The organism is Asticcacaulis sp. YBE204 (assembly GCF_000495855.1).
Taxonomy (GTDB): Bacteria; Pseudomonadota; Alphaproteobacteria; order Caulobacterales; family Caulobacteraceae; genus Asticcacaulis.
In genome coordinates this window covers 50,970-74,549 of record NZ_AWGF01000009.1, presented here as the reverse complement: position 1 = coordinate 74,549, position 23,580 = coordinate 50,970, and the positions used below count along the sequence as shown (strand labels likewise).

The 23,580-nt window shown below is 62.1% G+C and carries 17 protein-coding genes; 6 read left to right on the top strand and 11 right to left on the bottom strand.

The genetic code is table 11. The features are described 5' to 3' along the window. Positions 1-71: 71 nt before the first annotated feature. The 3 genes from AEYBE204_RS31265 to lldD form a co-directional block, all read right to left on the bottom strand. Positions 72-863: a kinase gene (locus tag AEYBE204_RS31265; protein WP_081724686.1), complete on the bottom strand. Its 792-nt coding sequence runs from the start codon at positions 861-863 to the stop codon at positions 72-74. Beyond that, positions 847-1,815: a D-glycerate dehydrogenase gene (locus AEYBE204_RS31260; protein ID WP_023462489.1), complete on the bottom strand. Its 969-nt coding sequence runs from the start codon at positions 1,813-1,815 to the stop codon at positions 847-849. Before AEYBE204_RS31260 ends, AEYBE204_RS31265 begins: the two co-directional genes overlap by 17 nt. Before the next feature lie 161 nt (positions 1,816-1,976). Beyond that, positions 1,977-3,113 carry an FMN-dependent L-lactate dehydrogenase LldD gene (gene lldD / locus AEYBE204_RS31255; protein WP_023462488.1) on the bottom strand — a complete coding sequence of 379 codons (1,137 nt, stop codon included), beginning with the start codon at positions 3,111-3,113 and terminating at the stop codon, positions 1,977-1,979. Between the two features lie 242 nt (positions 3,114-3,355). Between lldD and kduD the strand changes: the two genes are divergently transcribed. From kduD to AEYBE204_RS31240, 3 genes are all read left to right on the top strand, one after another. Beyond that, a complete protein-coding gene (kduD, locus tag AEYBE204_RS31250; protein ID WP_023462487.1) occupies positions 3,356-4,120 on the top strand; it encodes a 2-dehydro-3-deoxy-D-gluconate 5-dehydrogenase KduD in 765 nt (254 codons plus the stop codon). Positions 4,121-4,208: 88 nt separating this feature from the next. Further along, positions 4,209-4,826 (top strand): LacI family DNA-binding transcriptional regulator, encoded by a 618-nt coding sequence (locus AEYBE204_RS31245; RefSeq protein ID WP_023462486.1) that lies wholly within the window; start codon positions 4,209-4,211, stop codon positions 4,824-4,826. A gap of 21 nt (positions 4,827-4,847) precedes the next feature. Further along, positions 4,848-5,864 carry a transcriptional regulator gene (locus tag AEYBE204_RS31240; protein WP_023462485.1) on the top strand — a complete coding sequence of 339 codons (1,017 nt, stop codon included), beginning with the start codon at positions 4,848-4,850 and terminating at the stop codon, positions 5,862-5,864. Here AEYBE204_RS31240 and AEYBE204_RS31235 read toward each other — a convergent pair. Beyond that, positions 5,839-6,387 (bottom strand): hypothetical protein, encoded by a 549-nt coding sequence (locus AEYBE204_RS31235; RefSeq protein WP_023462484.1) that lies wholly within the window; start codon positions 6,385-6,387, stop codon positions 5,839-5,841. The genes AEYBE204_RS31240 and AEYBE204_RS31235 overlap by 26 nt on opposite strands. 148 nt (positions 6,388-6,535) lie before the next feature. Between AEYBE204_RS31235 and AEYBE204_RS31230 the strand changes: the two genes are divergently transcribed. Then, positions 6,536-7,105: a YdeI family protein gene (locus AEYBE204_RS31230; RefSeq protein ID WP_023462483.1), complete on the top strand. Its 570-nt coding sequence runs from the start codon at positions 6,536-6,538 to the stop codon at positions 7,103-7,105. A gap of 109 nt (positions 7,106-7,214) precedes the next feature. Here AEYBE204_RS31230 and AEYBE204_RS31225 read toward each other — a convergent pair whose 3' ends face one another. Together AEYBE204_RS31225 and AEYBE204_RS31220 are read right to left on the bottom strand one after the other, a co-directional pair. Continuing rightward, positions 7,215-9,848, bottom strand: coding sequence for a TonB-dependent receptor domain-containing protein (locus AEYBE204_RS31225; RefSeq protein WP_023462482.1), 2,634 nt, complete (start codon positions 9,846-9,848; stop codon positions 7,215-7,217). 72 nt (positions 9,849-9,920) lie between these two features. After that, positions 9,921-11,579 (bottom strand): hypothetical protein, encoded by a 1,659-nt coding sequence (locus tag AEYBE204_RS31220; protein WP_023462481.1) that lies wholly within the window; start codon positions 11,577-11,579, stop codon positions 9,921-9,923. A gap of 258 nt (positions 11,580-11,837) precedes the next feature. Between AEYBE204_RS31220 and AEYBE204_RS31215 the strand changes: the two genes are divergently transcribed. Both AEYBE204_RS31215 and AEYBE204_RS31210 read left to right on the top strand, forming a co-directional pair. Beyond that, positions 11,838-12,542 carry a DUF1345 domain-containing protein gene (locus AEYBE204_RS31215; protein WP_023462480.1) on the top strand — a complete coding sequence of 235 codons (705 nt, stop codon included), beginning with the start codon at positions 11,838-11,840 and terminating at the stop codon, positions 12,540-12,542. Between the two features lie 408 nt (positions 12,543-12,950). Continuing rightward, positions 12,951-16,583, top strand: a complete 3,633-nt coding sequence (locus tag AEYBE204_RS31210) for a TonB-dependent receptor (protein WP_162148407.1) — start codon at positions 12,951-12,953, stop codon at positions 16,581-16,583. A gap of 72 nt (positions 16,584-16,655) precedes the next feature. Here the strand turns inward: AEYBE204_RS31210 and AEYBE204_RS31205 are convergent, their stop codons facing one another. The 5 genes from AEYBE204_RS31205 to AEYBE204_RS31185 all read right to left on the bottom strand — a co-directional run bounded on the left by AEYBE204_RS31205 (position 16,656) and on the right by AEYBE204_RS31185 (position 23,148). Next, complete coding sequence (locus AEYBE204_RS31205; protein ID WP_155908371.1) at positions 16,656-17,501, bottom strand: rhamnogalacturonan acetylesterase; 846 nt, start codon at positions 17,499-17,501, stop codon at positions 16,656-16,658. A gap of 64 nt (positions 17,502-17,565) precedes the next feature. Continuing rightward, complete coding sequence (gene pelA, locus AEYBE204_RS31200) at positions 17,566-18,864, bottom strand: pectate lyase (protein ID WP_023462477.1); 1,299 nt, start codon at positions 18,862-18,864, stop codon at positions 17,566-17,568. Between the two features lie 61 nt (positions 18,865-18,925). Continuing rightward, positions 18,926-20,260 carry a trehalase family glycosidase gene (locus tag AEYBE204_RS31195; RefSeq protein ID WP_023462476.1) on the bottom strand — a complete coding sequence of 445 codons (1,335 nt, stop codon included), beginning with the start codon at positions 20,258-20,260 and terminating at the stop codon, positions 18,926-18,928. Between the two features lie 8 nt (positions 20,261-20,268). Then, positions 20,269-21,522: a family 43 glycosylhydrolase gene (locus AEYBE204_RS31190; RefSeq protein ID WP_023462475.1), complete on the bottom strand. Its 1,254-nt coding sequence runs from the start codon at positions 21,520-21,522 to the stop codon at positions 20,269-20,271. Between the two features lie 36 nt (positions 21,523-21,558). Then, positions 21,559-23,148 (bottom strand): DUF5060 domain-containing protein, encoded by a 1,590-nt coding sequence (locus AEYBE204_RS31185; RefSeq protein WP_023462474.1) that lies wholly within the window; start codon positions 23,146-23,148, stop codon positions 21,559-21,561. Positions 23,149-23,580: the final 432 nt, after the last annotated feature.

Sequence of the window (23,580 nt, the reverse complement as noted above, 5' to 3'; positions counted from 1 at the left end):
TTCCTGTACCGTAAAGGGTTGGCTTCGTCTTAGGTACAGATAGTGTCGGCAATATGAACCTGACCTGAAAGTCAGTCGATAACCCTGCGCTCCGCATCCAGTCGGATCGTCAGGTCGGCGCGGGTGGGCATCTCGGTCAGAATATACCGCGTCAGGCGCTCATAGTGCTGGATAAAGCGGGCGACTTCGGTATCACTCATACCGCCGGTGCGGCCCTCAAGCGCCAGTTTGCGGCGCAGGTCGTGCTCCTGTTGCGTGCGCCAGCCCTGCACCACCTCGAACCCCGGCGCGGCGAGCAGAATCAGCCGGTCGAGCTTCGCAAACAGCGCCGCGTAGGGTCCGGCCAGTTGCGCATTGACGTAGCGGCGCCACACGCCGTCCGGGTCTTCGTCGCGTTCCAGCGGGTTCACCGGCGCGATCAGATCGGCCTCGGCCTGCGGCACCGCGCCAACGCACCAGCCTTCGAGCAGCAATACGTCGAACGGAAATTCGGTGTGTTGGCGCTGATCTTCGGGATAAGGCCGGTCCGTCGCCTTGTCGAAACATGGCCAGCTTATCGGCTGATCGCCTTCCATCCGTTCGATGATCTGAACCCCCAGCGCCGGGTCATGCGTTCCCGGCACGCCGCGCGTGGCAAACAAGGGGTGTACATCCACAGGCCGGTCTTCCGGCGCCAAATAAAGGTCGTCGATCGACAGAACCTTTGTCGCAATGGCGTTCGCGTCTAACCGGTCAGCAACAGCGTCACACAGGGTGGACTTGCCTGCCCCCTGCGCCCCGCACACGCCGACGATCAGCGGCCAGCCATGTTCGGACAGCCAGCGCCATATCGTATCCGCCAGTTGGTCAGGCAATGCCGTCAAGCAGATCTTCCCCGGCAAAGAAGCGATCCAGATTATAGGCGGCGCGCAGGCCCATATTGTTGCGCGTCTCGACCGTCGCCGAGCCCAGATGCGGCAGCAGCACCGCATTGTCGAGCGGCAACAGGGCCGGGTTCACCACCGGCTCTTTCTCATAGACATCGAGGCCCGCCGCCGCAATCGTGCGCGCCGCCAAAGCTTCGGCCAGTTCGACCTCATTGACCACCGACCCGCGCGCCGTATTGATCAGGATCGCCGTCGGCTTCATGCGTTTCAAAAGCGCGGCATTGATCATGTGATGCGTCTCCGGCCCGCCCGGCGTGTGCAGTGACAGGACATCGGCCCGCGCCGCCAGTTCATCGAGCGACCCGACATAAAGCGCGCCCAGCTCCGCCTCGATCTCAGGCGCAACACGATGGCGGCTGTAATAGGCGATGTTCATCCCCAAGGCCGCACGCGCCTTACGCGCCACGGCCTGCCCGATGCGCCCGAATCCGGCGAGGCCCAGGGTCTTGCCGTCGAGGCTCTGGCCGAGGAACTGCGTCGGTTTCCAGCCGGCCCACGCGCCGTTGCGCAAACCGCGTTCAGCTTCAGACGCCCGGCGGCTGGTCATCAGGATCAGCAGCAGCGCGATTTCCGCCGTCGCTTCGGTCAGGACGTCCGGGGTATTGGTGACTCGAATGCCCGCCGCCTTGGCCGCGGCGAGGTCGATATGCTCGAACCCCGCACCGAAATTGGCGATCATCTTTACGCGCGCACCGGCGACGCCCAGAACCTCCGCCGTCAGCTTGTCGGTGACGGTCGGGCACAGGGCGTCATACTGGCTCATCGCCGCGATCAGTTGATCCTTGGTCAGCGGCACACCGCTGTCGCTGACCGTGACATCGTAACGTATTTTGAGGTACTCGAATGCCCCTTCGGGCCACGGACGGGTCAGCAGGATCTTGGGCGGCATGACGGTCCCTCTCTTAATACTCCCCCAATTGTGGGGGAGGTGGCATTTGAGCGCCAGCGAAAAATGACGGAGGGGGGCCTTACCGTCCGCAAGGCCCCCCTCCGTCCGCTTCGCGGCCACGGCACGGGCCGCCCCGCTCCCCCGCGTGGCGGGGGAGTATCTTATTTACTTACCAGACATTGCGGGCCGATCTCCTTGATCGACTTGACGCCGGTGAGCGCCATGGCCACGCGCATTTCCTTCTCGAACAGGGTCAGCAGATTCTCGACCCCGGCCTGACCCTGCGCCGCCAATGCGTAGATAAACGCCCGGCCCAGCAGCACGCCGTCGGCCCCCAGCGCGATCATGCGCACCACATCGAGACCGGTACGAATACCGCTGTCGGCCAGAATGGTGATGTCGCCCTTGACCGCCTCGGCAATCGCCGGCAGCGCCCGCGCCGAGGACAGCACCCCATCGAGCTGACGCCCGCCGTGGTTCGACACCACGATCCCGTCGGCCCCGAAGGTCACCGCATCCTTGGCATCTTCCGGATCGAGGATGCCCTTGATGATCATCGGGCCCTTCCAGAAGTCGCGAATCCACTCCAGATCCTTCCACGAGATCGAGGGATCGAAATTAGCCCCCAGCCAGCCGATATAGTCGGCCAGACCCGTCGCCTTGCCGAGATATTTCGACACGTTGCCCAGATCGTGCGGACGCCCCAGCAGCCCGACATCGACGGCCCATTCCGGGTGCGTCGCGGCCTGCCACAGACGGCGGAGTTCGGCGTTCGGACCGCTCATGCCCGAATGCATGTCACGGTAGCGCGCCCCGGGCACCGGCATGTCGACGGTGAAAACCAGCTTGGTGATCCCCGCCGCCTGCGCGCGTTCCAGCGCGTTCTTCATGAAGCCGCGATCTTTCAGCACGTAAAGCTGGAACCAGATCGAGCGGTCGCAGTTCGACTGCACCTCTTCGATCGAGCAGACGCTGACGGTCGACAGGGTCAGGGGGATACCCTTGTTGCACGCGGCCTTCGCCGCCTGCACTTCGCCGCGACGGGCGTACATGCCGGTCAGACCCACCGGGGCCAGCACCGCGGGCATGGCCAGAGTTTCGCCGAATAGTTCGGTCTCAAGACTAAGGCTGGCCACGTCCTTCAGCACGCGCTGACGCAGCGCGACATCCGACAGGTCCTCGACATTGCGCTTCAGCGTATGTTCGGCATAGGCGCCGCCGTCGATGTAGTGGAACAGGAACGGCGGCAGCTTGCGGCGGGCGGCTTCGCGATAGTCGGTAGAGGCGGAGATGATCATCGGAAGGCCCTGAGTCTTATGCAATGGATTTTGACCGGTACTAACACGCGGTGACCGCGCGATGCAATTGGCCGACGCTCCGAATTGATCAATTCGGAGCGAAATCGATCACACCAATAAAAGCCTTCCCTCGGCCTTTTTGCCTGTGCTACGCGGTAAGCGCACGCCAAAAAGTGTGAAGCGGATTTTGGCTTCGCCGAACTTCGTTTGGATTAAGTGCGCGCCAAATACTGGAGTTTACAATGTCTGCTGCCTCGATGTTCGACCTGACCGGAAAAATCGCCCTGATCACCGGGGCCAATCGCGGTCTGGGGCAAGGCATGGCGCTGGCGCTGGCCGAAGCCGGGGCCGATATCTGCGCGGTGGGCTCGTCCAACGCCGACGATACGGCGGCTAAGGTTGCGGCCATCGGTCGCAGGTTCCATTTCATCAAGGCCGACCTGATGTCTTCGATCGAGCCCATCGCCGGGATCGTCGCCGAAACGCTCGACGTCATGGGCGGGCTCGATATCCTCGTCAACAATGCCGGTGGCATCCGCCGCGGCGAGATCACCGAATTCAGCGAAAAAGACTGGGACGAGGTGATGACCCTGAATCTCAAATCGCTGTTCTTCATGTGTCAGGCCGTAGGTCCGCACATGATTTCAAAGGGTTCCGGCAAGATCATCAACACCGCCTCGCTGATGTCGTTTCAGGGCGGCATCCGCGTCCCGTCCTATACCGCCTCGAAATCGGGCGTCGCGGGGATCACCCGGTTGCTGGCCAACGAATGGGCGGCGAAAGGCATCAATATTAACGCCATCGCCCCCGGTTACATGGCGACCGAACTGACCGAGGCCTTGCAAAACGATCCCACACGCGCCGACGCCATCCTCAGCCGTATCCCCGCCGCGCGCTGGGGCACGCCGGCCGATGTCGGCGGCGCGACGGTTTTTCTCGCTTCCCCCGTGTCAAATTACGTAAACGGAGTTATACTCCCCGTCGATGGCGGGTGGCTGGCCCGCTGATTTAGTAATTTTTTTGACGCGCATCTGATCCGAAAACCCCAAGAAGATTACTTGACACTTTTCGGGATGCGCTTGGTAAAGGACACAGATGACCACTCAGACCTTTCCGGTAGCCGCGCCGCTCAAGATGGCCGATATCGCGCGTATGGCCGGAGTCTCCGTATCCACCGTCTCCCGCGCCCTCGCCGGCAGCCCGCTGATTCCGAAAGCGCTCCGTGACAAGATCACCGCGATTGCCGACGAAAACGGCTATGTCGTCAACCACGCCGCGCGCAATCTGCGCCTCAAGACGACGCGCACCATCGGCCTGGTCCTCCCCGAAGATAACGACCGCCGCCTGCGCGATCCCGGTCTGCTGCACCTGATGGGCGCCCTGACGCAAGAGGTGTTCAAGCGCGGCTATGAACTTCTGGTACTCAAGACCCCGACCAAGCGCTCCGGCGCCCTGAAAGACCTCGTTCAGTCGCAGCGCTTCGACGGTATGCTGGTTCTGCCGGATACCGCCGTCGATCAACACGAGGCGCTCAACGAACTGGCCCGCTATTATGCGCCGCTGGTCGTCTGGGGCCGCCTGCCCGACCATACCTATTGCGGCGTCGACGCCGTCGAGGAGCGCCCTCAGATCGACGAAAGCGCCGAGGAAATGGTCGATCTGCTGTTCCGCCGCCTGAACGGTGAAAAGACCGAAGCCAGCCCGGCCGAATAAGCACCGGATCGGATTGGCCGAATGGTATCCGATAGCTATCGCTTCGACCGTTTCGTGCTGAACGTGCATGACCGTCAACTTCTGCGCGACGGTCAGCCGGTCGATCTGAATGCCCGCTATCTCGACGCTTTGGTGCTGCTGGTCAGCGAGCAAGGTAAACTGGTCTCCAAGGAACGCTTTCTCGAAGAGGTCTGGCGCGGCGTGCCGGTGACCGACGAGGCCCTGACCCAGTGCATCAAGACCCTGCGCCGCGTACTGGGCGACGATGCGGCAAAACCGCGCTTTATCGAGACCGTCGTCAAGCACGGCTACCGCTTTATCGGATCGATAAACACCGCTGAAGCGCCCCCTGCCCCACCTCCGTTGCGCACCCCTTCGCCCTTTCACCAGGGCCTTGTCGGCACGCTTGGGGCCAGCGCCGCCGGAGTGATCGGTGGCCTGCTCTACGGTTTCGGCGCGGCGTCGCAGTCGTCGGAGGCCGGGACTTCGGCACTGCTCGTCCTGATGTGCCTGACCACGCTGATTGCCGCGCTTGGCGGTGCCGGGGTCGGTTTCGGTATCGCCATCGGTGCGTCGCGCGGTCCCCGACTATGGGGAGCGGTATTAGGCGGCGCGGCGGGCGGCCTGATCGTCGGGGCCGTCGTCAAGTTGCTCGGCCTCGACGCCTTTACGCTGCTGTTCGGGCAATCGCCGGGCGATATCACCGGCGCACCCGAAGGCTTGCTCCTCGGCGCAAGCGTGGGTCTCGGCACGGGACTGGCCGAGCGATTTTCGCTAAAACGTGGTGTGGCATTAGCGGCTTTGTGCGGCGGTCTGACCGGTATCATCATCGCGCTGATGGGCGGGCGGATGATGATGGGCAGCCTCGTCCTGCTGGGCCAGCAGTTTCCCGGTTCGCGCCTGCATTTCGATCAGATGTGGCGTGTATTCGGCGAGAACGGCTTCGGGCCGGTCAGTCAGGTCGCGACCGCCGGTCTCGAAGGCGCGCTGTTCGCTGGATGCATCGTCGGCGCTATGAAGCTTTTTCAGTCGCGTTAGCGGCCTTGTGGAACAGGCCCGCCGACACCAGCCACGACACCCCGAACATCGCCGTCAGAATCGTCGCCGGGTAACCGTCCGAGAGAGCGATCACTGCCCCTACCCCCTGCACCAGCGCCATCGACATCAGCACCCAGACCATGCGCCGCGCCTGAAACCGCACGATCAGCGTCCCGATCAGCCCTACGCCAAGCACCGCCGCGAAGATCAGATTGGCCGGATTGTCCTCGGCGCCGATAATCCCGACAGCCAGACTGACCCAGACCAGTGCGAACCCGGTCAGGATGGCCAGACCCGCCGCCGCGCGATAGGCCCAGTGCCCGCTCAACCGCACGGCCAACTCGAACGCCCCCAGCGCGCACAGGAGCATGGCGCCGAATACCGCAAAGTCGCTCCCTGTCCACGCAACTTCGGTCGTGAACTGCATGGCGACCAGCGGCAGCAGCAACAGCGCTCCCGCACCGCCCCATAAAACAAGACGCCACGTTTTGCGCCACAGATCGGGTTTCAGTGTATCCGTCATCGATTTACCTCCAGAAATGAAGGGCTTGCGTACACCTGAACACGATGAGCGGCATGAGGACGGGGTGATATCGCGCTGAAAAAGGCTGTACTGACAGATTTTTGTCCAGCCATCAGTGATGATAGGCCCCTCTTTTGAGGAAACGGCCATGACCCCCACGGACTATCTGCCCTTTGCCACCCGCGACGACCTGTCGGCATGGATGGCCGCCAATCATACCACCAAAACCGAACTGTGGGTGCGCATGTACAAAAAAGGCTCGGCCATGCCGTCCGTCAATTGGGAAGACTGCGTCGTTGTGGCGCTGATGTGGGGCTGGATCGACGGCCAGCGACAGGCGCTCGATGAGATTTCGTTCGTACAGCGCCTGTCGCCGCGCCGCGCAGGGTCCAACTGGTCGAAAAAGAACTGCGATCATGTGGAACGGCTGATGACCGAGGGCCTGATGCAGCCGTCGGGCTTGATCCATGTCGAGGCGGCGAAAACCGATGGCCGCTGGGACAGCGCTTACGCCGGGTCGTCGGAGATGGTCATGCCGGAGGATTTTCTGGCGGCACTGGAAGACGATGCGGAGGCAAAGGCGTTTTACGAGACGCTGAACCGGACGAACCTGTTTGCCATCTACCACCGCCTCCAGACGGCCAAGCGCCCGGAAACGCGCGCCAAACGTATGACGGATATTCTCGGCAAGCTGCGGGACGGCACCAAGTGGCATTAGTCACTCATACCCCGCCACTATCGGGGGAACAGTGACCCATTTCATTCCGAAACAAAAAAGCCCTCCGGTTCGCACCGGAGGGCTTTGACGTTTTGCCGTCGACCGTTCTTTAGAACGTCGTCGACAGGCTGATCGAGACCGAGGCGCCCGGATCGTAACGGTCGACATAGACGCGTTTGTCGTTAACCGTTTGATATTCCTTGTACTCGGTGCCGGTGAGGTTACGCGCCTCGACCTGAAGGTTCAGATCGCGACCGAAGGTGGTCAGGCCCTTGCGGTAGACGAAGTCGACCTGGGTGCCCGGTTCCTGCATGATGTCGGGGTCCCCGACGATGCCCGAACCGCGAACCGAGATGCGCTCGCTGACATAGGTCACCAGCAGGGTCGCCTGCGACTTGGCCTCATCGTCCTGCCAGCCGAACTGGAAGTTGGCGAGGTGGTCCGACTGGCCTTGCAGTTTCGAGCCGTCCTTGATGTAGAGCGAGGCTTCGACCGGCTGGAAGGTCGTGCGGCTGAAGGCGATCTTGTCGCCCGTCTTCACCTGCACGCTGGAGTCGGTGAAGGTATAGTTGGCCTGAACCAGCCATTCCTTGCCTTCGAAGAACTTGCCCTGCATCGGGCTTTCAAACAGGCCCTTGTAGTCGACTTCGAAGCCCTGGATCTTGGCTTTCGGGGCGTTGACGAAGGTCTGTTGCAGCTGGGTGCCGGTCGAGATGGTTTCAACCGGGTTGTCGAGCGTCTTGTGGAACAGGCCGGCGGTCAGGTATTCACCCGCGCCGTAGTACCACTCGTAACGCGCGTCCAGGTTGGTCAGCTCGGTGTCCTTCAGGAACGGGTTGCCGGTGAAGGAACGGTCGCTGTCGGATTCGCGGAAGGTCGGCTCGGCCAGTTCGCGGAACTGCGGGCGACCGATGGTCTTCGACGCGCCGAAGCGGAGCTGCATGTCTTCCTTGAAGTTCCAGGTCGCGGTCGCCGACGGCAGGACGTAGTTTTCCTTGATGACGGTTGAGGCACGTTCCGGCTTGGCGTTGGTCTGGTACAGGTAGCTCAGGTCCGAGCGTTCCTTGCCGTTTTCAAAGCGCAGACCGGCGGCGACGCGGACCAGCGGCAGGACGGCGACGTCGGTCTTGATGTAGTAGGCCGAGACGATCAGACCGGCCTTGTAGGCCTGCGGGCTGTCCGAACCGGTTTCCCACAGTTGCAGGAAGTCCGGGCGGATGTTGAAGTCCGAGAACAGGTAATCGACGCGCGTATATTTGGCGAGCGAGTCGTTGACCGACTTGAACTCGAAGGCGCGGCGCTGATAGTCGCGCTGGTTGTCGAGCGACGAGGCGCCGACCATCAGCTTGCCGTCGCGACCGTCACCGAGGCTGTAGTCCCAGGTCAGGTTGGCGCCGAGGTACTTCGCCGTGTCCTTCAGGTTCGAGAAGGCCGTCTCGTTGCTGCCGCCGTTGCGCAGGTCGGTGAAATAGAGGCCGTTGAACGCGCCGCCCGACTGATCGAGCGTGTAGTTGATGAACTTGTCGTACGGCGTGTCGCGCACGGTGACGGCGTAGGAGGCCGTCCAGTCGAACGTCAGGGTCGGCGTCAGGGCGTGGTTGCCGGTCAGCTGGCTGAGGCCCAGTTCGCGCTGATACCAGCCGGTGCGATCCTTGCGGTAGAAGAAGCCGTTCGAGTTATAGCCGTCGCGGGTCGATGCGAACTTCGTCGTCTTGCGGATATACATGCCGGTCCATTTGACCGTATGGCCGCCGTGCGTATAGCCGAGGCTGAGCAGGCCGTTCCACGACACGTTGTTGGCCGAGTTTTCGTAGTCGTCCTCGTAGTGGACGCCGCGCTTGACCGACCAGTTGTTCGAGAAGTCGCCGACCGCGACGACGCCGAGCTTGCCGCCCAGCACGTCATAGGCGTCGCCCAGACCGATATTGGTGCTGAAGTTCGGCGTCGGGCGGCCGATTTGCAGCAGGTTCAGGTCGGCATTGGTGAAGGACTGACCGATGTTTTGCAGTTCGCGCGTCGCGCCGGTGCCGGTCGAGGGATAGTTGTTCGGGTTGATCAGCTTGCCCTTGCCCATCGCCGTACGCAGGGCGTCCGGCAGGCTGCGCGCGCCGTCGTCGTAACCCAGCCAGTCGGTGGCCGAGCCGAAATAGGTGACGGTCTTCTGGCCGGTCGTTTCGGTATTGAAACCGGTGCCGAGGCCGAAGGTCAGGAAGCTGTCGCGCGGGATGGCGAGGGTTTGCAGGTCGACGACGCCGCCGCCGAACTCACCGGGGAATTCCGCCGAATAGGTCTTCTGGACCGAGACGCGGCTGAGCAGCGAGGACGGGAACAGGTCGAGCGGCACGACGCGTTGCAGCGGTTCCGGCGACGGCAGCGGCGCGCCGTTCAGAAGCGCCGAGGAGTAACGCTCGCCAAGGCCGCGGACGTAGATGAACTTGCCTTCGACGATGCTGAGACCGGCGACGCGCGTCAGGGCGGCGGCAGCGTTGTCGTCGCCGGTACGCTTGAGGTCTTCGGTGGTCAGGATCGCCGAAACTTCGGCGGTGCGGCGCATCGTCTTGGGGACGTTCTTGCCGCGCACGACGACTTCGGTGATTTCCTTGTCAGCCGCCGGGCTGACGTTGGAATCGCCTGCCGTGGCTTCGGCGGTATTGGTTTGTTCTTGCGCGGTGGCGACGGAGACCGCCGCCAGCGACGTGGTGGCCATCAGCAAGGCGCCGAGGGAGAGAGTGTGCAGTTTCATGGGATCAACCTTTGCTGAAGGACTTATCGAAGAACGTGACGGCGGGGTTGCCCCCGCCGTCTATCGAACGTCCTACTGGCAGGACTTCTCGCCGGTCGCCATGCCGCAGGTCCAGCCCTTGTACCAGGTCTCCGAAGCGCTGTTCACGGCGCCGATGTTGGTCGGCTTGGTGAAGAAGCCGACGTTGTTGTTGACGCCGTCGTTCAGGATCGTCGGGTCGGTGACCGCCACGGCGTTTTCATTGGCGCCGTTGATGAAGTCGCCGGTCAGGGTCGTCGCAGTGCCCAGCGTGTTGTTCATGACGGTCGGCAGCAGGACCGAGGTCGAGGACGAGACGCGGGTGATGTTGCCAGCGGTCCACAGGGCGTCGGCGGCGGCTTGCGTCGGGGCGACCTGGCCGGTGTTCGAGGTACCCGTCTGGACACCGATCGTGGCGATGCCGCCGCAGATCGCGTAGACCGAGCGGAAGGCGACCTGAGCGAGAACGGTGTTGTCGTCCTGGATCTGGAAGCAGTTCGACGAGGCGCTGGTGGTGCGGACGATCGAGTTGATCAGCAGCAGGCCGGTGCCGGTGTCGAGCTTCAGCGCCTGGGTGTTGGCGGTGTTCTTCATGATGATCGTCGCGTTCGAGACCTTCGGGTAGGAGAACGGACGGATCGTGCCGGTGTTGACGGCCGAAGAGGTCGGGCACATCGAACGGATGCCGCTGTTGCCGCCCTTGTTACACGACATTTCGAAGCCGAAGGAGCCCGAGGTCGAACGCGCGGCCTGAACGGCCAGCATCCACTGGACCGAACCCGACCAGGTGTTGTCGGTGTCGAACTGCTCGTCGTCGTTGCCGTAGAGCACCAGGTGCTTGGCGTTGACCGTGCCGCCGAAGAATTCAACGCCGTCGTCCGACGAGTTGTAGACCTGAACGTAGTCGACCGTGGTGCCCGCGCCGACGCCGGCGAAGGTGATGCCGTTCAGTTCCTTGCCGACATCGACCTGATAGCCGGTGTAGCGAACCTGCACGTATTTCAGGACGCCGGAGTTGTCGGCGAGGTTGTTACCGCCGAAGTTCAGACCGGCCACGGCTTCGAAGTTCGTCGTACAATCCTTGAAGCCGTTCAGGGTCGCCGGAACGGCGTCGGTCGGGCAGGTGTTGGTCGGCGCGCGGCCGAGGATGACCAGGCCGCCCCATTCGCCGATCGAGTTGGCCGTCGAAGCGCCGGTGACGTTGTTGCGCGAGGTGAAGACGATCGGGTTGGCAGCGGTGCCTTCGGCGAAGATTTGCGAGCCGCGCTGAACGGCGATGTAGTCGAGACCGGCCGAACCGAAGACCGTGACGCCCGGCTCGATGGTCAGGACGCCCTTGGCGGCGCCGGAGATGGGGGCGTTGACGTCCGAACCCTGATCGACGCCGACATTGACGCGGCCCGACACGGAGTAGATGACGCCGTCGAGCTTGGCCAGGGTCAGGCTGCCCGAAATGGTGTTCGGCAGCTGGCAGTTACGGGCCTGAGCGCCACCGGCAAGCGTGATGATGCCGACATTGTCGAGGCCGGTCGGGCACGACGCGGCGGCAACGCCCGACGTCGAGGAAGAGGACGACGAAGACGACGAAGAACCGCCGCCGATCAGGACGCCTTCACCCGGCGAGGCGACGTTGTCGGCGCCGAAGCAGCCAGCCAAAGCGATGGCGGCGGTGAAGCCCATCAGGCCCAGACGGATTTTCGTGGATTTGTTCATTGTGCTCTCCAACGGTTGCGCAACCGGCATGCCGGAGGTTTCTGCCCCCGCCTCTACACGCCCTGCCATTGAATGCGGCTTATAGGAGCGCTCTGTGACAGAACGCGAAAGCTTGCGTGACAGATTTGTGTAAGCCACACGCGGGAGGGGATTTGCGCGCACACGGACGAGATTTCATGGCCGTACTGTGTCGGAATCGGCACATCGGCATGGACTTTTGAGGGCAAGCCCGTATCTCTGCTACCTCAGGAGGCTTTCATGTCCAGATCGCGACCCATCCCTTCTCCCCCCAAATCGCCTTCTGGCCCCCTGATCGCCATCAAGGCCCGCCCGTGGCTGGTGACGGCGACCGCGCTGGCCTTCGGTATGGTCACCGCCCTTACTCTGCTGACGCCGTGGCGACTGGCGCAGGACGTGCTGGTCGCGTGGAACCTCGCGGCGGGCGTTTATCTCAGCGCCGCCGCCGTCATCATGTGGCGCAGCGACACCGACGGCATAGAGCGCCGCGCGGAGGCACAGGACGTCGGCAAATGGACGATCCTGCTGCTGACCGGCATGGCGGTGGCCGTCTGCATCGTCGCTATCGCCACCGAACTGATCGCCGCGCGCGACCTGCACGGTTGGGACAAGGCCGTCAATCTGGGGCTGGTCGGCGCGACCATCGTCACGACGTGGCTCTTCGTACACACGACCTTCGCCCTGCACTACGCCCATGCCTATTATGTGTCGCTGAAGACCACCCCGGAGCCGTGCCTGACCTTTCCGGACAAGGACTGCACGCCGGATTACGTCGATTTCCTCTATTTCGCCTTCATCATGGGGACGGCGGCGCAAACCGCCGACGTGGCCATCGCCTCACCGGCCATGCGGCGGCTGAACCTCGCCCATGCCGTGTTCGCCTTCTTTTTCAACACGACGATTCTGGCGATCGTGATCAATATCGCGGCCAGTCTGGTGCAATAGCGGTCGCACATGACAGCGCTGTGCATCCTGAAATATACTCACCACAATCAAAGGTTTTTATTTGCCGCTTTAAACGTGTCTTTTGCGTAACAAAACGGCGAAAAGTGGGACATGTAAGACCTAATACAAATTTCAACTTGACTTGAATGGTAGCGCAACCAAATAGTTGACTGCACCCAAGAGCCGATAATTCGGAGGTTCGGCATAAGGACCCCGATAGGGAGTCGGCTCAGCGGGGACATTTCACACGCGACACTTTTCATCATGCCCGCGGTTCAGGACCGTGCGTGTGCCTGAGCCTTTATGCCCCAGGTTTCGGGGTGCCGCTGCGTGACGTTTTGCCTCCGCCCACGGGTCGTCAAAGCCAATAAAAACGAGCCATTTCAAATGGCATCGGGAGGAAAAAAAATGAAGACACCCCAGTTGAAAAAGCTCATGGCCAGCACAGGCCTTGTCATGATAGCGGTAACATTGGCGCCAATGGCTACGGCTCAGGAAGTGGCCAAGGCAGAGGATCCTATCGAAGTCGTTGTCGTCGGCTCGCGCGCGTCGCAGCAGTCGTCGATCAACCGCAAGAAGAAGGCCAAGACGGCGACCGATTCGATCGTCGCCGACGATGTCGGCTCGTTTCCGGACCGCAACCTCAACGAAGCCATTTCACGTATCCCCGGCATGGCGCTGACGCGCGGTGAAACCGGCGAAGGCGAAACCATGGCGCTGCGCGGCAACGGCGCCGACCTGACGCGCGTCGAAATGGACGGCATGTCGGTCGCCTCATCCGGTTTCGATCTGGCGCTGAACCAGCAGGGCGGTCGCGCCTCGGATCTGCGCGAACTGCCCGCCGACCTGATCAAGAGCGTCGACGTGGTCAAGGGCCAGACGCCGGACATGACCCAGGGCGGTCTCGGCGGCACGGTTCAGGTCCAGACCCGTTCCGGCCTCGATTTCAAGAAGCCCTATTTCTCGATGCGCGTCGCCGGCGAACGCAACTCGCTGAGCCAGAAATGGGCACCCGACATCAACATCGTCGCCTCGCGCAAGTTCTTCGACAATCGTCTGGGGGTGATCTTCAACTTGTCCTCACGCCGTTATCTGGGCGACAGCCATCAGATGTCGAACGCGGGCGGCAATAACTGGGGCGGCTATCTGCGCGCCATCGACCTCGACAATTCACCGGACAAGACCTTCCAATATAACCCCGCCCTGGTCACCGGCGACGGCGCCAATACGCCCATCGGCAGCTGGGACATGGTCAATGGCGGCAAGTTCCTCAGCAGCACGCCGGTGCAGATCGTCACCAAGGCGGCGGCGGCCAAGACCAAGGCCGACTGCGATGCCGCCTTCCCGCTCTATTCCGATACCGAACTGAACACCATCGTCGGCACCAGCAGCGGCAACAGCCGCCGCGACGCTCAGGCCCAGCGCATCCGCGAACGCGTCAGCTGCCTGAACCAGTGGAACGACTATACGCCACAGATCGTGCGCGAAACCTGGCTTGAGCAGTACGAAGACCGCCTGACCTGGGACGTGCGCTTCGACTACCGCATCAACCAGAACCTGACCGTTTTCGCCAAGTATCAGGATACGGGCCGTCACCAGTACGACGCGCGCTCCAACCGCACCCAGGGCGGCATCAGCGTCCTTACGGCCCCGACGGCGAACGTCTCGACCGTCCCCTATATCAGCAACCCGACGGTCAGCTACCCGGTCAATACGCCGATGATTCTGACGGTCCTGCCGAACACCGGTTATTATCTGTATAACGGCGGCTACGCGACCGGTCTGGTGCAGTACGACAACACGGCGGGCTCGACCACGACCAACAACTCCTTCCCGGTCATCGGTCAGGCAGTCAATATCGTCCCCGGCTCGATCGTGATGGACAAGAACCACCATCTGGTCTCGGCTGAAATCACCAACTCGGTCTATAATATCGACCATATCCGCAACGACCAGAACTGGGACACCAACTATCTTCAGGTCGGTGCCGACTACAACAAGGGACCGCTCAAGGTCGAGTTCCGCGCCAACCGTTCGGAAACCAGCTACACCCGCTACGACAAGCGTCTGGCCTTCAACCTGCCCTACGGCAACACCAAGATGTACGCGCAGTCGAACGGCACCTGGGCGTTTCAGTTCCCGGCGGGCGTCGATCTCAACAACCCGGCCAACTACGTCGTGCTGAACCCCGCTACCGGCGCGACCGCCGCGCAGGCGGCGCTTTACACCAGCAATATCCAGCTCGGTTACGGCCCGCGTCAGGTCGAATCCACGCAGGACGAAGCCAAGCTCGACCTGACCTACCGCCTGCCGGAAAACCTGCCCTTCTTCACCTCGTTCAAGACCGGCGTGCAATACCGCAAGGCGGGCACCGAGGCGTGGAACGGCGACGGCTATATTCCGAAGGCCGGCGTCTACGTGCCGACGCTCAACCTGCGCAGCCAGCTGCGCGCCTGTCAGAACCAGGCGACGACCACGGCCGTCAATGCCTGCGTCTACAGCTACGTGCCGAACGCCTCGAACACCGTCAACTTCAACCACGGCGTCCAGACGGTAACGGTGGCCCAGCTGACCGAAATCATCGGCTCGAGCTTCCTGCCGAACGACGGCGAGTTCCTGCCCGATATCGAAGGCGCCGACGGCATGAAGCTGTGGAACTCGATCGACATCGACAAGTTCTATGCGCAGGTCGAGGCCGCCAAGAACTACAATTTCAACTGCCTGAAATCTTGCACGGCCAGCGACGGCAATGTCTATCCGATGATCTCGCGCCTTTCGAGCGAGCAGTTCAACGCCGCCTACTATATGCTCGAATTCGAGCAGGAGTTGCCGTTCGGTATGGAATTCGGCGGCAACTTCGGCGTCCGCGTCGTCGAATCCAAGATCGCCGGTACCGGCTTCGTCTCGGTCAACTCGATCCGCAAGAACATCACCGGCGTGCCGACGACCGAGTGGAACCCGAACGAAGGCAATAGCCGCGTCACGACGACCACCATCGTCAAACCGGTCGCCATCGAGCGCGAATACCGCTACTGGCTGCCGAGCTACAACGCCTATCTGTGGGCCGTGCCGGACAAGGTCGTCCTGCGCTATTCGTGGACCAAGGCCGTGGCCCCGCCGCCGCTCAGCGCCATCTTCCCCGCCGGTTCCTGTACGGTCGACGAGCGCATCGAGGACCGTTACGACGACGGTGAGACGGACCTGTTGCAGGGCTGCTCCGGCTTCGGCAATCCGGACCTCAAGCCCTATGCGGCCAACCGCAACAACACCTCGATCGAATGGTACGCCAACAAGGACACCATGTTCTCGCTGGCCTATTACCGTCAGAAGGTGAGCGTCGGCGCACCGGTCGATCAGACCCTGCTCAACTATCCCCTGTTCGAAGGCAGCGAGGAAATCGACCCGGTCACCGGGCGCAAGCTGTCGGACTTCAAGTTCAGTTACGGCACCAAGATCAACGGCCCCGGCTACACCCAGGCGGGCTGGGAATTCGCGACCAAGACGGCCCTGACCTTCCTGCCGTGGAAGCTGCGCTATTCCGGCTTCGACTTCAACTACTCGACCAACAAGTCGGTCGGCAGCGGCGGCGGGTTCATCGACCCGATCACCGGCACGGGCCTCGGCACGGCCAACCGCCCGGACTACACCGCCAACCTGTCGATCTGGTACGATGACGGCAGGACCAATGCCCGCATCAGCTACCAGAAAAAGGCCGCGGTTCTGGAATGCGTGTCGTCGTGTACCCGCAACGACAACACGGTCTATTCCTTCCCGAACGCCAACCCGCTCAAGGTGGTGGGCCTGCCCTACAATCCCGGCGAAGGCTTCTATCAGGCCGAAAGCGCCTATGTGGACGCCAAGATCACGCACAAGCTGACGCCCAATATCGAACTGTATTGGGAAGGCCGCAACCTGATGCGTGAAACCGCCCGCCGTATCGGCACCAAGGACCGGGGCTTCTCGGACCTGCCCGAAACGCCGTGGACCTTCCAGTACGGCGGCCGTCGCTTCACGGTCGGCATGATCTACAAGATGCAGTAAATCAGCGCCTTCGCGTAAAAAAAGCCGCCGTTCGGAGACCCGGACGGCGGCTTTTTCATGGGGAGAAAGGGATCAGGGCACAAGCGCCGCGGTCAGCTCCGGCACCGCTTTCACCAGCTCCGCCGCGACGATCTTCGAGAAAAAATCCGCCCCTTCGTCGCCCAGATGCGTATAGTCGAAACGCGACTTCGCCTGACCGACCGGTTCGGCGACATTGGCGGGCGTATTCCCCGAAATCGTCGTGCCGGATTTGGCGGCGTCGCGCACGTGTACCGGCGGCGGTTCCGGCGCGAATTTCATCGCCTCGACCGGTCCCATCGCCTGTACGGCCTCCAGCGACCGGGCGTGCAAATCGACCAGCGGCACCTTCATCTCCCTGGCGACCGTCCGTGCGGCCTCGGCCCACGGCGCCAGACTGTCGTCCAGCTTGCCGTTTTTGAACCCGCGCCGCGTCAGGGGCGTGACCAGCACCGGCACGGCGCCCGCCGCGCGTACCTCTTCCACGAAGCGACGCAGGTTTTGCGGGAACTCGGTCGCCAGATCGGTCGTGCGGCCCGGCTTTCCCGGCTGATCGTTATGGCCGAACTGGATCAGGACGTAGGTCTTGTCGTAGACCCCGGCCCCGGCCTTCGCTTCGGCCAGAACCATGTCCCACGTCCCTTCGGCGCGATAACTGAAGCTGGAGCGCCCGGCGCGACCCATATTGACGCAGACCACGTTCCCCTTGACGCGATGCCCGCAAAACCCCGGCCCCCAGCCGCCATAGACCGCCGTCGTGGAATCGCCGACCAGAATGATCTTGGTCGCCGAAGCGCGTTTGATCTCGGCGCGCAGTTTCGCATCGGCCACCGCCGGGAGCGGTGTGGGGGCTTGCGCATAAACGGGCATGGCCAGCGCCGCCAGGGTTGTGAGGAGCATAAGTTTTTTCATGTAGTTCCCTGTAATTGAAAGGCCGTTTCCACGAGGAAACGGCCTTAAAACATCAGCGCTTGTAAGCCCATTTATCGTAGGCCTCGATGGCCTTTTGCGGGCCGTTGCCGAACCAGGCATAGCCGTTGCGGCGCTCCTTCTCGATGTCGTCGATCGAGTCGTAGAGCTTGCGGTCGCGGTTGCCGAAGATCGGTTTCAGGGTCTTGGCGTCATAGTAGCGCGCCCACAGCGGACCCGCCCCGGCCTGCGGCACCAGACGCTTGCCCTCATCTTCGCTCACCTTGACGAAGGCGACGCCTTCGAGTTTCGTTTCGCGCAGCACGGTCACGCCCGCCGCGACGCTGGCGATGATCTGCGGCGACGGGTTTTTCAGCGACATCAGATAGATCAGCACCCCCGCGCTTTCCGATCCCGACAGCGACGACGGTTCATAGGCCCGCGCCGTGGCCGGCGCGAGCGTCAGCACATCGTGCTGCTGGGCCCACAAGGTCTTACGGCCATTGACGGTGACCTGCGCTGCCAGCAGCCACGCAATGCCCTTTTGCTCCGCCGCCGCGGCACGGGCGCGATCCGACGCCGACACGAAAGCGAAGGCCTCTTCGCCGCGCCCGATCGCCGCCAGAACCTTCAGCACATGCACCATAGCGTCGTCATTGAGCGTGATGGCGTCGTGATATTCGCCCTGCAACGGCCAGATCTGCGGCCACCCGCCGTTGGGATACTGCGCATTGAGGAGCCAGTTCAGACCCTTGCCGAAGCTGGTGCGATAGACGTCGCCGTCCTTGCCCGGCAAGGCCGTGGCAACCCGCGCCAGAAAGCCCAGTTCGGTCGTCGCCGCGCCGTTGTCGATGGTGCCCACATAGGACCAGCGGATCTCTTTCGGCGGCACCGCCGGATCGACTTTGAAGGCCGCCACGTCGCCGGGGACGTAGGTCTGGCCTTTCAGGCGCGGCGGCGTATTGCGCAACTGGTTCTTGCCCCAGCCGCCCGCCGGGGTCTGGAAGCTGACGATATTGTCGGCGATAGCCCGCGCCTCAGGACCGGCGTACCAGTCGGCGGGCCTGGTGAGCGGCATGGTCGGTGCCGTGCCGCCCTTGGGGTCCGCCGGGATCTCGGTCAGGCCCTTGCGCTCGGCGATCAGGGCGGCCTTGTCTGCCGCCCCTTGCGCGTCGGATTTGGCGAGGTAATCGAGCCACGGCTTCTGTTCGCCCGCGGGCAGGGCGGCGATACGCTCGCGCGTCAACGGATGGGCGGGTTCGTTGACCCCGACCTGCGCCGCGAACAGCGACGACGGCAGGGCGGCCGATCCGGCGAGAAGCGTCATCGACGCGAGAAAATGGCGACGCAGCATGGTAGTCTCCCCATAGATATTTGTTGTTATATGGGCCATCGAAACATGTCCCGTTGCTTGTTTACATCTCAATCATTTCCAGCACCAGCAGGTTCCAGTTCATGAACCCTTTGTGGCTGAGGGCTTTCGCCGTATCGGGATGATAATATTCGTTGAGCGAGCCCGACGCCGCCAGATCGTCGGCCAGAAGCTTCACCGTCTTCGCCGACAGGTCCGCCGCTTCGGCGGCAAAGCCGTAGTTTTTCAGGCCGCGCCAGACGAAATAGTTGACCACGATCCACACCGGCCCCAGCCAGTTCGACGGGTTGGTGCTGGCGCGCAGGTCGTACATCGACTCCGCCGCCGACAACGAGCGCACACCCGCTTTCGAATGGAAGGTGCGCGGATCGAGATAGTGCTGACGCAGGGCCTCGGCCTGATCCTTGGTCGCCAGACCGCACCATAATGGCAGGAAACCGGTAAAGGTCTGGATGCGCAGAGGAATCGTCTGCCAGTCCATATCCATGCCACGCGCAATATTGGGAATCAGTTCGGCGCGACGGTCCTTGCACTGCACGTCCGCCGTATAGAAGAAGCGGTCGCGGGCGTCCCAGTTGTGTTTATGGATGGCCTTGGCCAGTGGTTCCAGCCGATCGGTAAAGGTCTTTTGCCACTCGGTCTTGCCCAGCCGCTTGGCGATTTCCGCCGCCGCTTTCAGATCGCTGTAATAGAGGCAGTTGAGCAGCAGATTGGCCGAGGAAAACTCCGGCCGCCCGAAGGTCGTCGGGTCGTTGTCGTTGCCGATGGCCACGTCATTGCCCCAGACCAGCAGCCCCGAAGCCTTCAGATTGTCCTGCGTCCACGACTCGTAAAAGCGCAATAGATTCTCGAACCACGGCGCGAACCAGCTGATGTCGCCCGTCTCGTCCGCCGCCATCAGAGCCAGTTGCGCCAGGATCGGCTTGGCCTGATTGCGCGGATTGGGACGCTCACCTTCGAGGCAATGCAGCGGGTCGGGGTTTTCCACCGTGATCAGCATGGGGATGCGGCCTTCCTTCGACTGATGGTCGAAGAAGTTGGCCAGAGCCCCGCGCGCGTGTTCGGCGATCCCCTTGCGCAACGCGGCGTCGTTCGTCAGGCGCGCGACGTGGAACAGGCCGCGCACCGTCCACATCGTGTCCCAGTCCCATTGCTCGGTCGAATACTGGCTTTTCGGCAGGCTGGGCGAAATGCTGGGATATTTGAGGTAGCCCGCCGGCTGGCGCAGCAGCTGCTTCGCATTACCGGCGAAATAGTCGATCAGCTTGCGCGCATCGGCGGGCGACGCGGTCACCTTGGACGTCGCCGCCGATGCGGCACCCGCCGCCAGCGTACCTCCGGCCATACCGGTCAGAAAATCACGTTTGGAAACCGTCATGATGCGCCTCACACTAAGGGTTTGAAGGGTTGATCGGCAGAAGCCACAACGCGCCCGCTTGCGTCGAATTCGATGGCGATCAGGCCGGGTTTTTCGCGGAACGGCATCTGGTCGTCATTGCCGAAAAAGGTCTGCCACCACTTGCCGGACGTGTCGCGGAAGACATTGCCGCCTCCGCCGCCCCGCGGGCCTTCATGGCGGTTACCATAGGGACCGGTCAGCTTGTCGGAGGTGACGAACATGAAGGAATAACGGCCTTCGTGGTGGTTGCAGGCGCCCAGATAATAGGTCTTGCCGCGCTTGAAGATCGTGACGCCTTCAAAGCCCGCGCGTCGGACCGGCTTGCCATCCTTCTGCGCCGCCGGATCGACGCCGGAGTCGTCATAGACGATGTCCTGCCAGTCGCCCGCGAAGTCGCTGAAATCCGGCTTGATCTCGCGGATGCGCTGACCGGCGCCCCACGACAGATAGACCTTGCCGTCGTCGTCGCGGAACAGGGTCGAGTCGATCCCGCCCTTGATCGGCTCTTGCGAAATCACGTGGACATAGGGGCCTTCGGGCTTGCCGGTCGTGCTTTTCAGCACCCCCATGCCGACACCGCTGATGCAATGGCAGAGGTAGTAATTGCCGTTGATATAATGGAACTCCGGCGCCCAGATCGAGCGGAACGGCACCCCTGCCCGCGCGGTCCAGTTCTTTTCCCACGTCCCGTCGCGTTCGATGCTCCAGATCAGGCCGCGATATTCCCATTTTTTAAGGTCGCGCGAGCGGTAAAGCTCGATCCCGTCGGTAAAGGCCCAGCAATTGTCGCCGGTCGAGCCCGACATATAGTACCAGCCGTCGCCGCCCCCTTGCACGATGGTGTCGCGGATATGGACGTCCCAGATCGGGCGGATGGCGGGCAGCAGGCCCTTGGCCACCGCTGAGCCGCTATCGGCTGTGCCCCAGTCGGCGACCGGATATTTACGCGCCACCGGGCCCTTGTAACGCACATCGATCAGACCGGAGACCCAGCCGCCGGTTTGGGTGGCCTTGGTCACCGGCTGACCGGCGCCGCTGATGCCGGAATAGGGCCAATAGTCCTTCGCCGGGGCCGGGATGATCCGACGGCTGTTGTCGGCGTTGTCGAGTTTCGGCGTCCCCGGCCTGGGGTAGGTCGGGTACAGAATGCCCGAATTCGACTGCGCGAAAGCCACGCTACCGGCTGCCCAGAAGGCTGCCGCCGCGCCGCCGCTCAGGATGCTGCGGCGATGAATGTTCATATGAGACACGGTTTTCCTCTTATTATTATGGGAGTGTCAAAGACGCAGGAAGCGCACCGCCTGAAACGGTTTGCCGGGCAGGATCAGCTTGGCCTTGGTGGTAAAGTCACCGGCGACCGGCGCAATCGTCATCTCCCACGGATCGATAATCTCGGCGCGGAAGCGGCCTTCGGGCAGGGGAAATTCGTACCAGACCGGACGGTGAAAATCGAGGAAGTAGAGCAACCCATCGACGGTCTTGCCGTCGCTCCTCAGGGTCGAAGCATAGCGGTAATAGGGCTTTTCCGGCGGCACCAGACCCGGCGTCACGCCCGGTCGCGCATTCATTTCCTCGACCAGTTGGCGCAGGAAACCGATCCGCGCGGGGCTGGTGCCTTTCAGCTTGCCGCCGTGCGACCACCACAGGGTCGGGGTCGAGTCCTCGCTATAGTCCGCCGCCGCGTCGAGCAGGGTCTCGCCGTGCGAGACATAACCGCCCGCCAGCACGCCGCGCCAGAAGCGCCAGGTCAGTTCTTCACCGGTGATATTGCCCCACCGTCGGTTCAGATTGCCTTCATAGGACACCTCGTCATTGAGGACAGGCTTTTTCCAGACCTTCAACTGCTCCGGCGTCGTCTCGAAATGCTGAGGTTTGAACGGCAGGGTCTGCATGCTGGCGTGGGTGACGATCGGCTGGCTGTAGTCCCACGGCGTCACCGAATAGTGGACCGAGCGCAAATGGTTATACGGGTCGTGTTGGGCGACCAGCCCCAGCAAACGCTCGAAATCCGCCGTCGTCTTGCCCTTCATCAGGTCGTATTCGTTGGCCAGCGACCACCAGATATTGGAAAAACTCGACAACCGCGCCATCAGGTAACGCACATAGGCGTCATCCTGCACCGGGGTCATCGACGCATAGCCCCAGCGGTCGTAAGGGTGGAACAGGATGAGGTCGGCCTCGATGCCCATTGTGCGCAGATCGGCAAGCCGCGACTCCAGATGCCGGTAAAAGGCCGGATTGGGCCGGTCGTAATCGCTCTTGCCCGCCGCATTGCGCTCGAACGGATAAAGCCCCGGTTCGTTGTGATTATATTCGTAGTGCTTCGGGAAGACCGCCATGCGGATCTTGTTGAAGCTTGAGGCCTTGAGCGTCGCCAGCGTTTCCTGCTGCAAGGCTTCCGACTGATGTATCCAGGCATAGCTGGTCGTGCCGAACGGAAAATAGGGCCTTCCGTCCCGATATATGAAATGCACGCCCTGAGCCTGTACCGGCCCATGCGATCCGTTTGTTGCAGGTGCGCAATCGAACCGGCCGGTCTTGCCGTCGAGGCCCTTGATCGGGCTTATCGTCCGGTACGTCCAGCGGCCCACCGCATCGGGCATGAACCGTATGCGGTAAATCCCGTCGCCGTCGTAAAATCCGTCGACCGTGACCGAACGTGCGTCGAACGTGAAAACGGCCTGAACTGTATGATCTGAAAAAGGATTTCCGCTTTTCGGTCCCGCCAGGGTCAGTTCGAACCGGTCCCACAGTCCGACGGACGGCGGCGCGGTTTTCGCCGCCGCAGGCAGGCTTGAGGCCACACCAAGGCTTACCGGCACAGCCAGAATCGCGCGACGGCTGAGCGCCATATCGTCCGTTTTCATGTGAAGCCTTTCTCGTTTCCTGTGCAGTGCGGTATCGAATTTTATGTTTTTTTGACCGGCAGCATCACCTTCGATCTTTCGTCCGGCGACCGGATTTTGTCCAGTGCATAATTTGGCTCAAGGCCTGAAAAAACACCATGCACAAAAAGGAATTTTATTGGAAAATCCTTTGCATACACCTGCCGGTCAGTCCTGCATCTGCCCTTAGCCCTTTGAAAGGCAACTACAAATTTTCATGGGCTCAAACCTCCCGACGACCATTTCACCTGTTGAAATATTGACACATCAATTTCGATTATTTTTGTTTTTGCAAAATACGAAAATTTTCGATTTTCAATGCAGCCAGATTGCGTCTATTATGAAACAGCGTTTCAACAGACGTGCACCGCCGCCCGCCATCCGTGAGATGGGAAAACAATAAACGGCGGCCAA

Bases quoted from the DNA above. Each gene is read 5' to 3' on its own strand.
- AEYBE204_RS31260 (WP_023462489.1), bottom strand. From the start codon at position 1,815: ATGCCGCCCAAGATCCTGCTGACCCGTCCGTGGCCCGAAGGGGCATTC.
- lldD (WP_023462488.1), bottom strand. From the start codon at position 3,113: ATGATCATCTCCGCCTCTACCGACTATCGCGAAGCCGCCCGCCGCAAG.
- kduD (WP_023462487.1), top strand. From the start codon at position 3,356: ATGTCTGCTGCCTCGATGTTCGACCTGACCGGAAAAATCGCCCTGATC.
- AEYBE204_RS31245 (WP_023462486.1), top strand. From the start codon at position 4,209: ATGACCACTCAGACCTTTCCGGTAGCCGCGCCGCTCAAGATGGCCGAT.
- AEYBE204_RS31240 (WP_023462485.1), top strand. From the start codon at position 4,848: ATGGTATCCGATAGCTATCGCTTCGACCGTTTCGTGCTGAACGTGCAT.
- AEYBE204_RS31235 (WP_023462484.1), bottom strand. From the start codon at position 6,387: ATGACGGATACACTGAAACCCGATCTGTGGCGCAAAACGTGGCGTCTT.
- AEYBE204_RS31230 (WP_023462483.1), top strand. From the start codon at position 6,536: ATGACCCCCACGGACTATCTGCCCTTTGCCACCCGCGACGACCTGTCG.
- AEYBE204_RS31225 (WP_023462482.1), bottom strand. From the start codon at position 9,848: ATGAAACTGCACACTCTCTCCCTCGGCGCCTTGCTGATGGCCACCACG.
- AEYBE204_RS31220 (WP_023462481.1), bottom strand. From the start codon at position 11,579: ATGAACAAATCCACGAAAATCCGTCTGGGCCTGATGGGCTTCACCGCC.
- AEYBE204_RS31215 (WP_023462480.1), top strand. From the start codon at position 11,838: ATGTCCAGATCGCGACCCATCCCTTCTCCCCCCAAATCGCCTTCTGGC.
- AEYBE204_RS31210 (WP_162148407.1), top strand. From the start codon at position 12,951: ATGAAGACACCCCAGTTGAAAAAGCTCATGGCCAGCACAGGCCTTGTC.
- AEYBE204_RS31205 (WP_155908371.1), bottom strand. From the start codon at position 17,501: ATGCTCCTCACAACCCTGGCGGCGCTGGCCATGCCCGTTTATGCGCAA.
- pelA (WP_023462477.1), bottom strand. From the start codon at position 18,864: ATGCTGCGTCGCCATTTTCTCGCGTCGATGACGCTTCTCGCCGGATCG.
- AEYBE204_RS31195 (WP_023462476.1), bottom strand. From the start codon at position 20,260: ATGACGGTTTCCAAACGTGATTTTCTGACCGGTATGGCCGGAGGTACG.
- AEYBE204_RS31190 (WP_023462475.1), bottom strand. From the start codon at position 21,522: ATGAACATTCATCGCCGCAGCATCCTGAGCGGCGGCGCGGCGGCAGCC.
- AEYBE204_RS31185 (WP_023462474.1), bottom strand. From the start codon at position 23,148: ATGAAAACGGACGATATGGCGCTCAGCCGTCGCGCGATTCTGGCTGTG.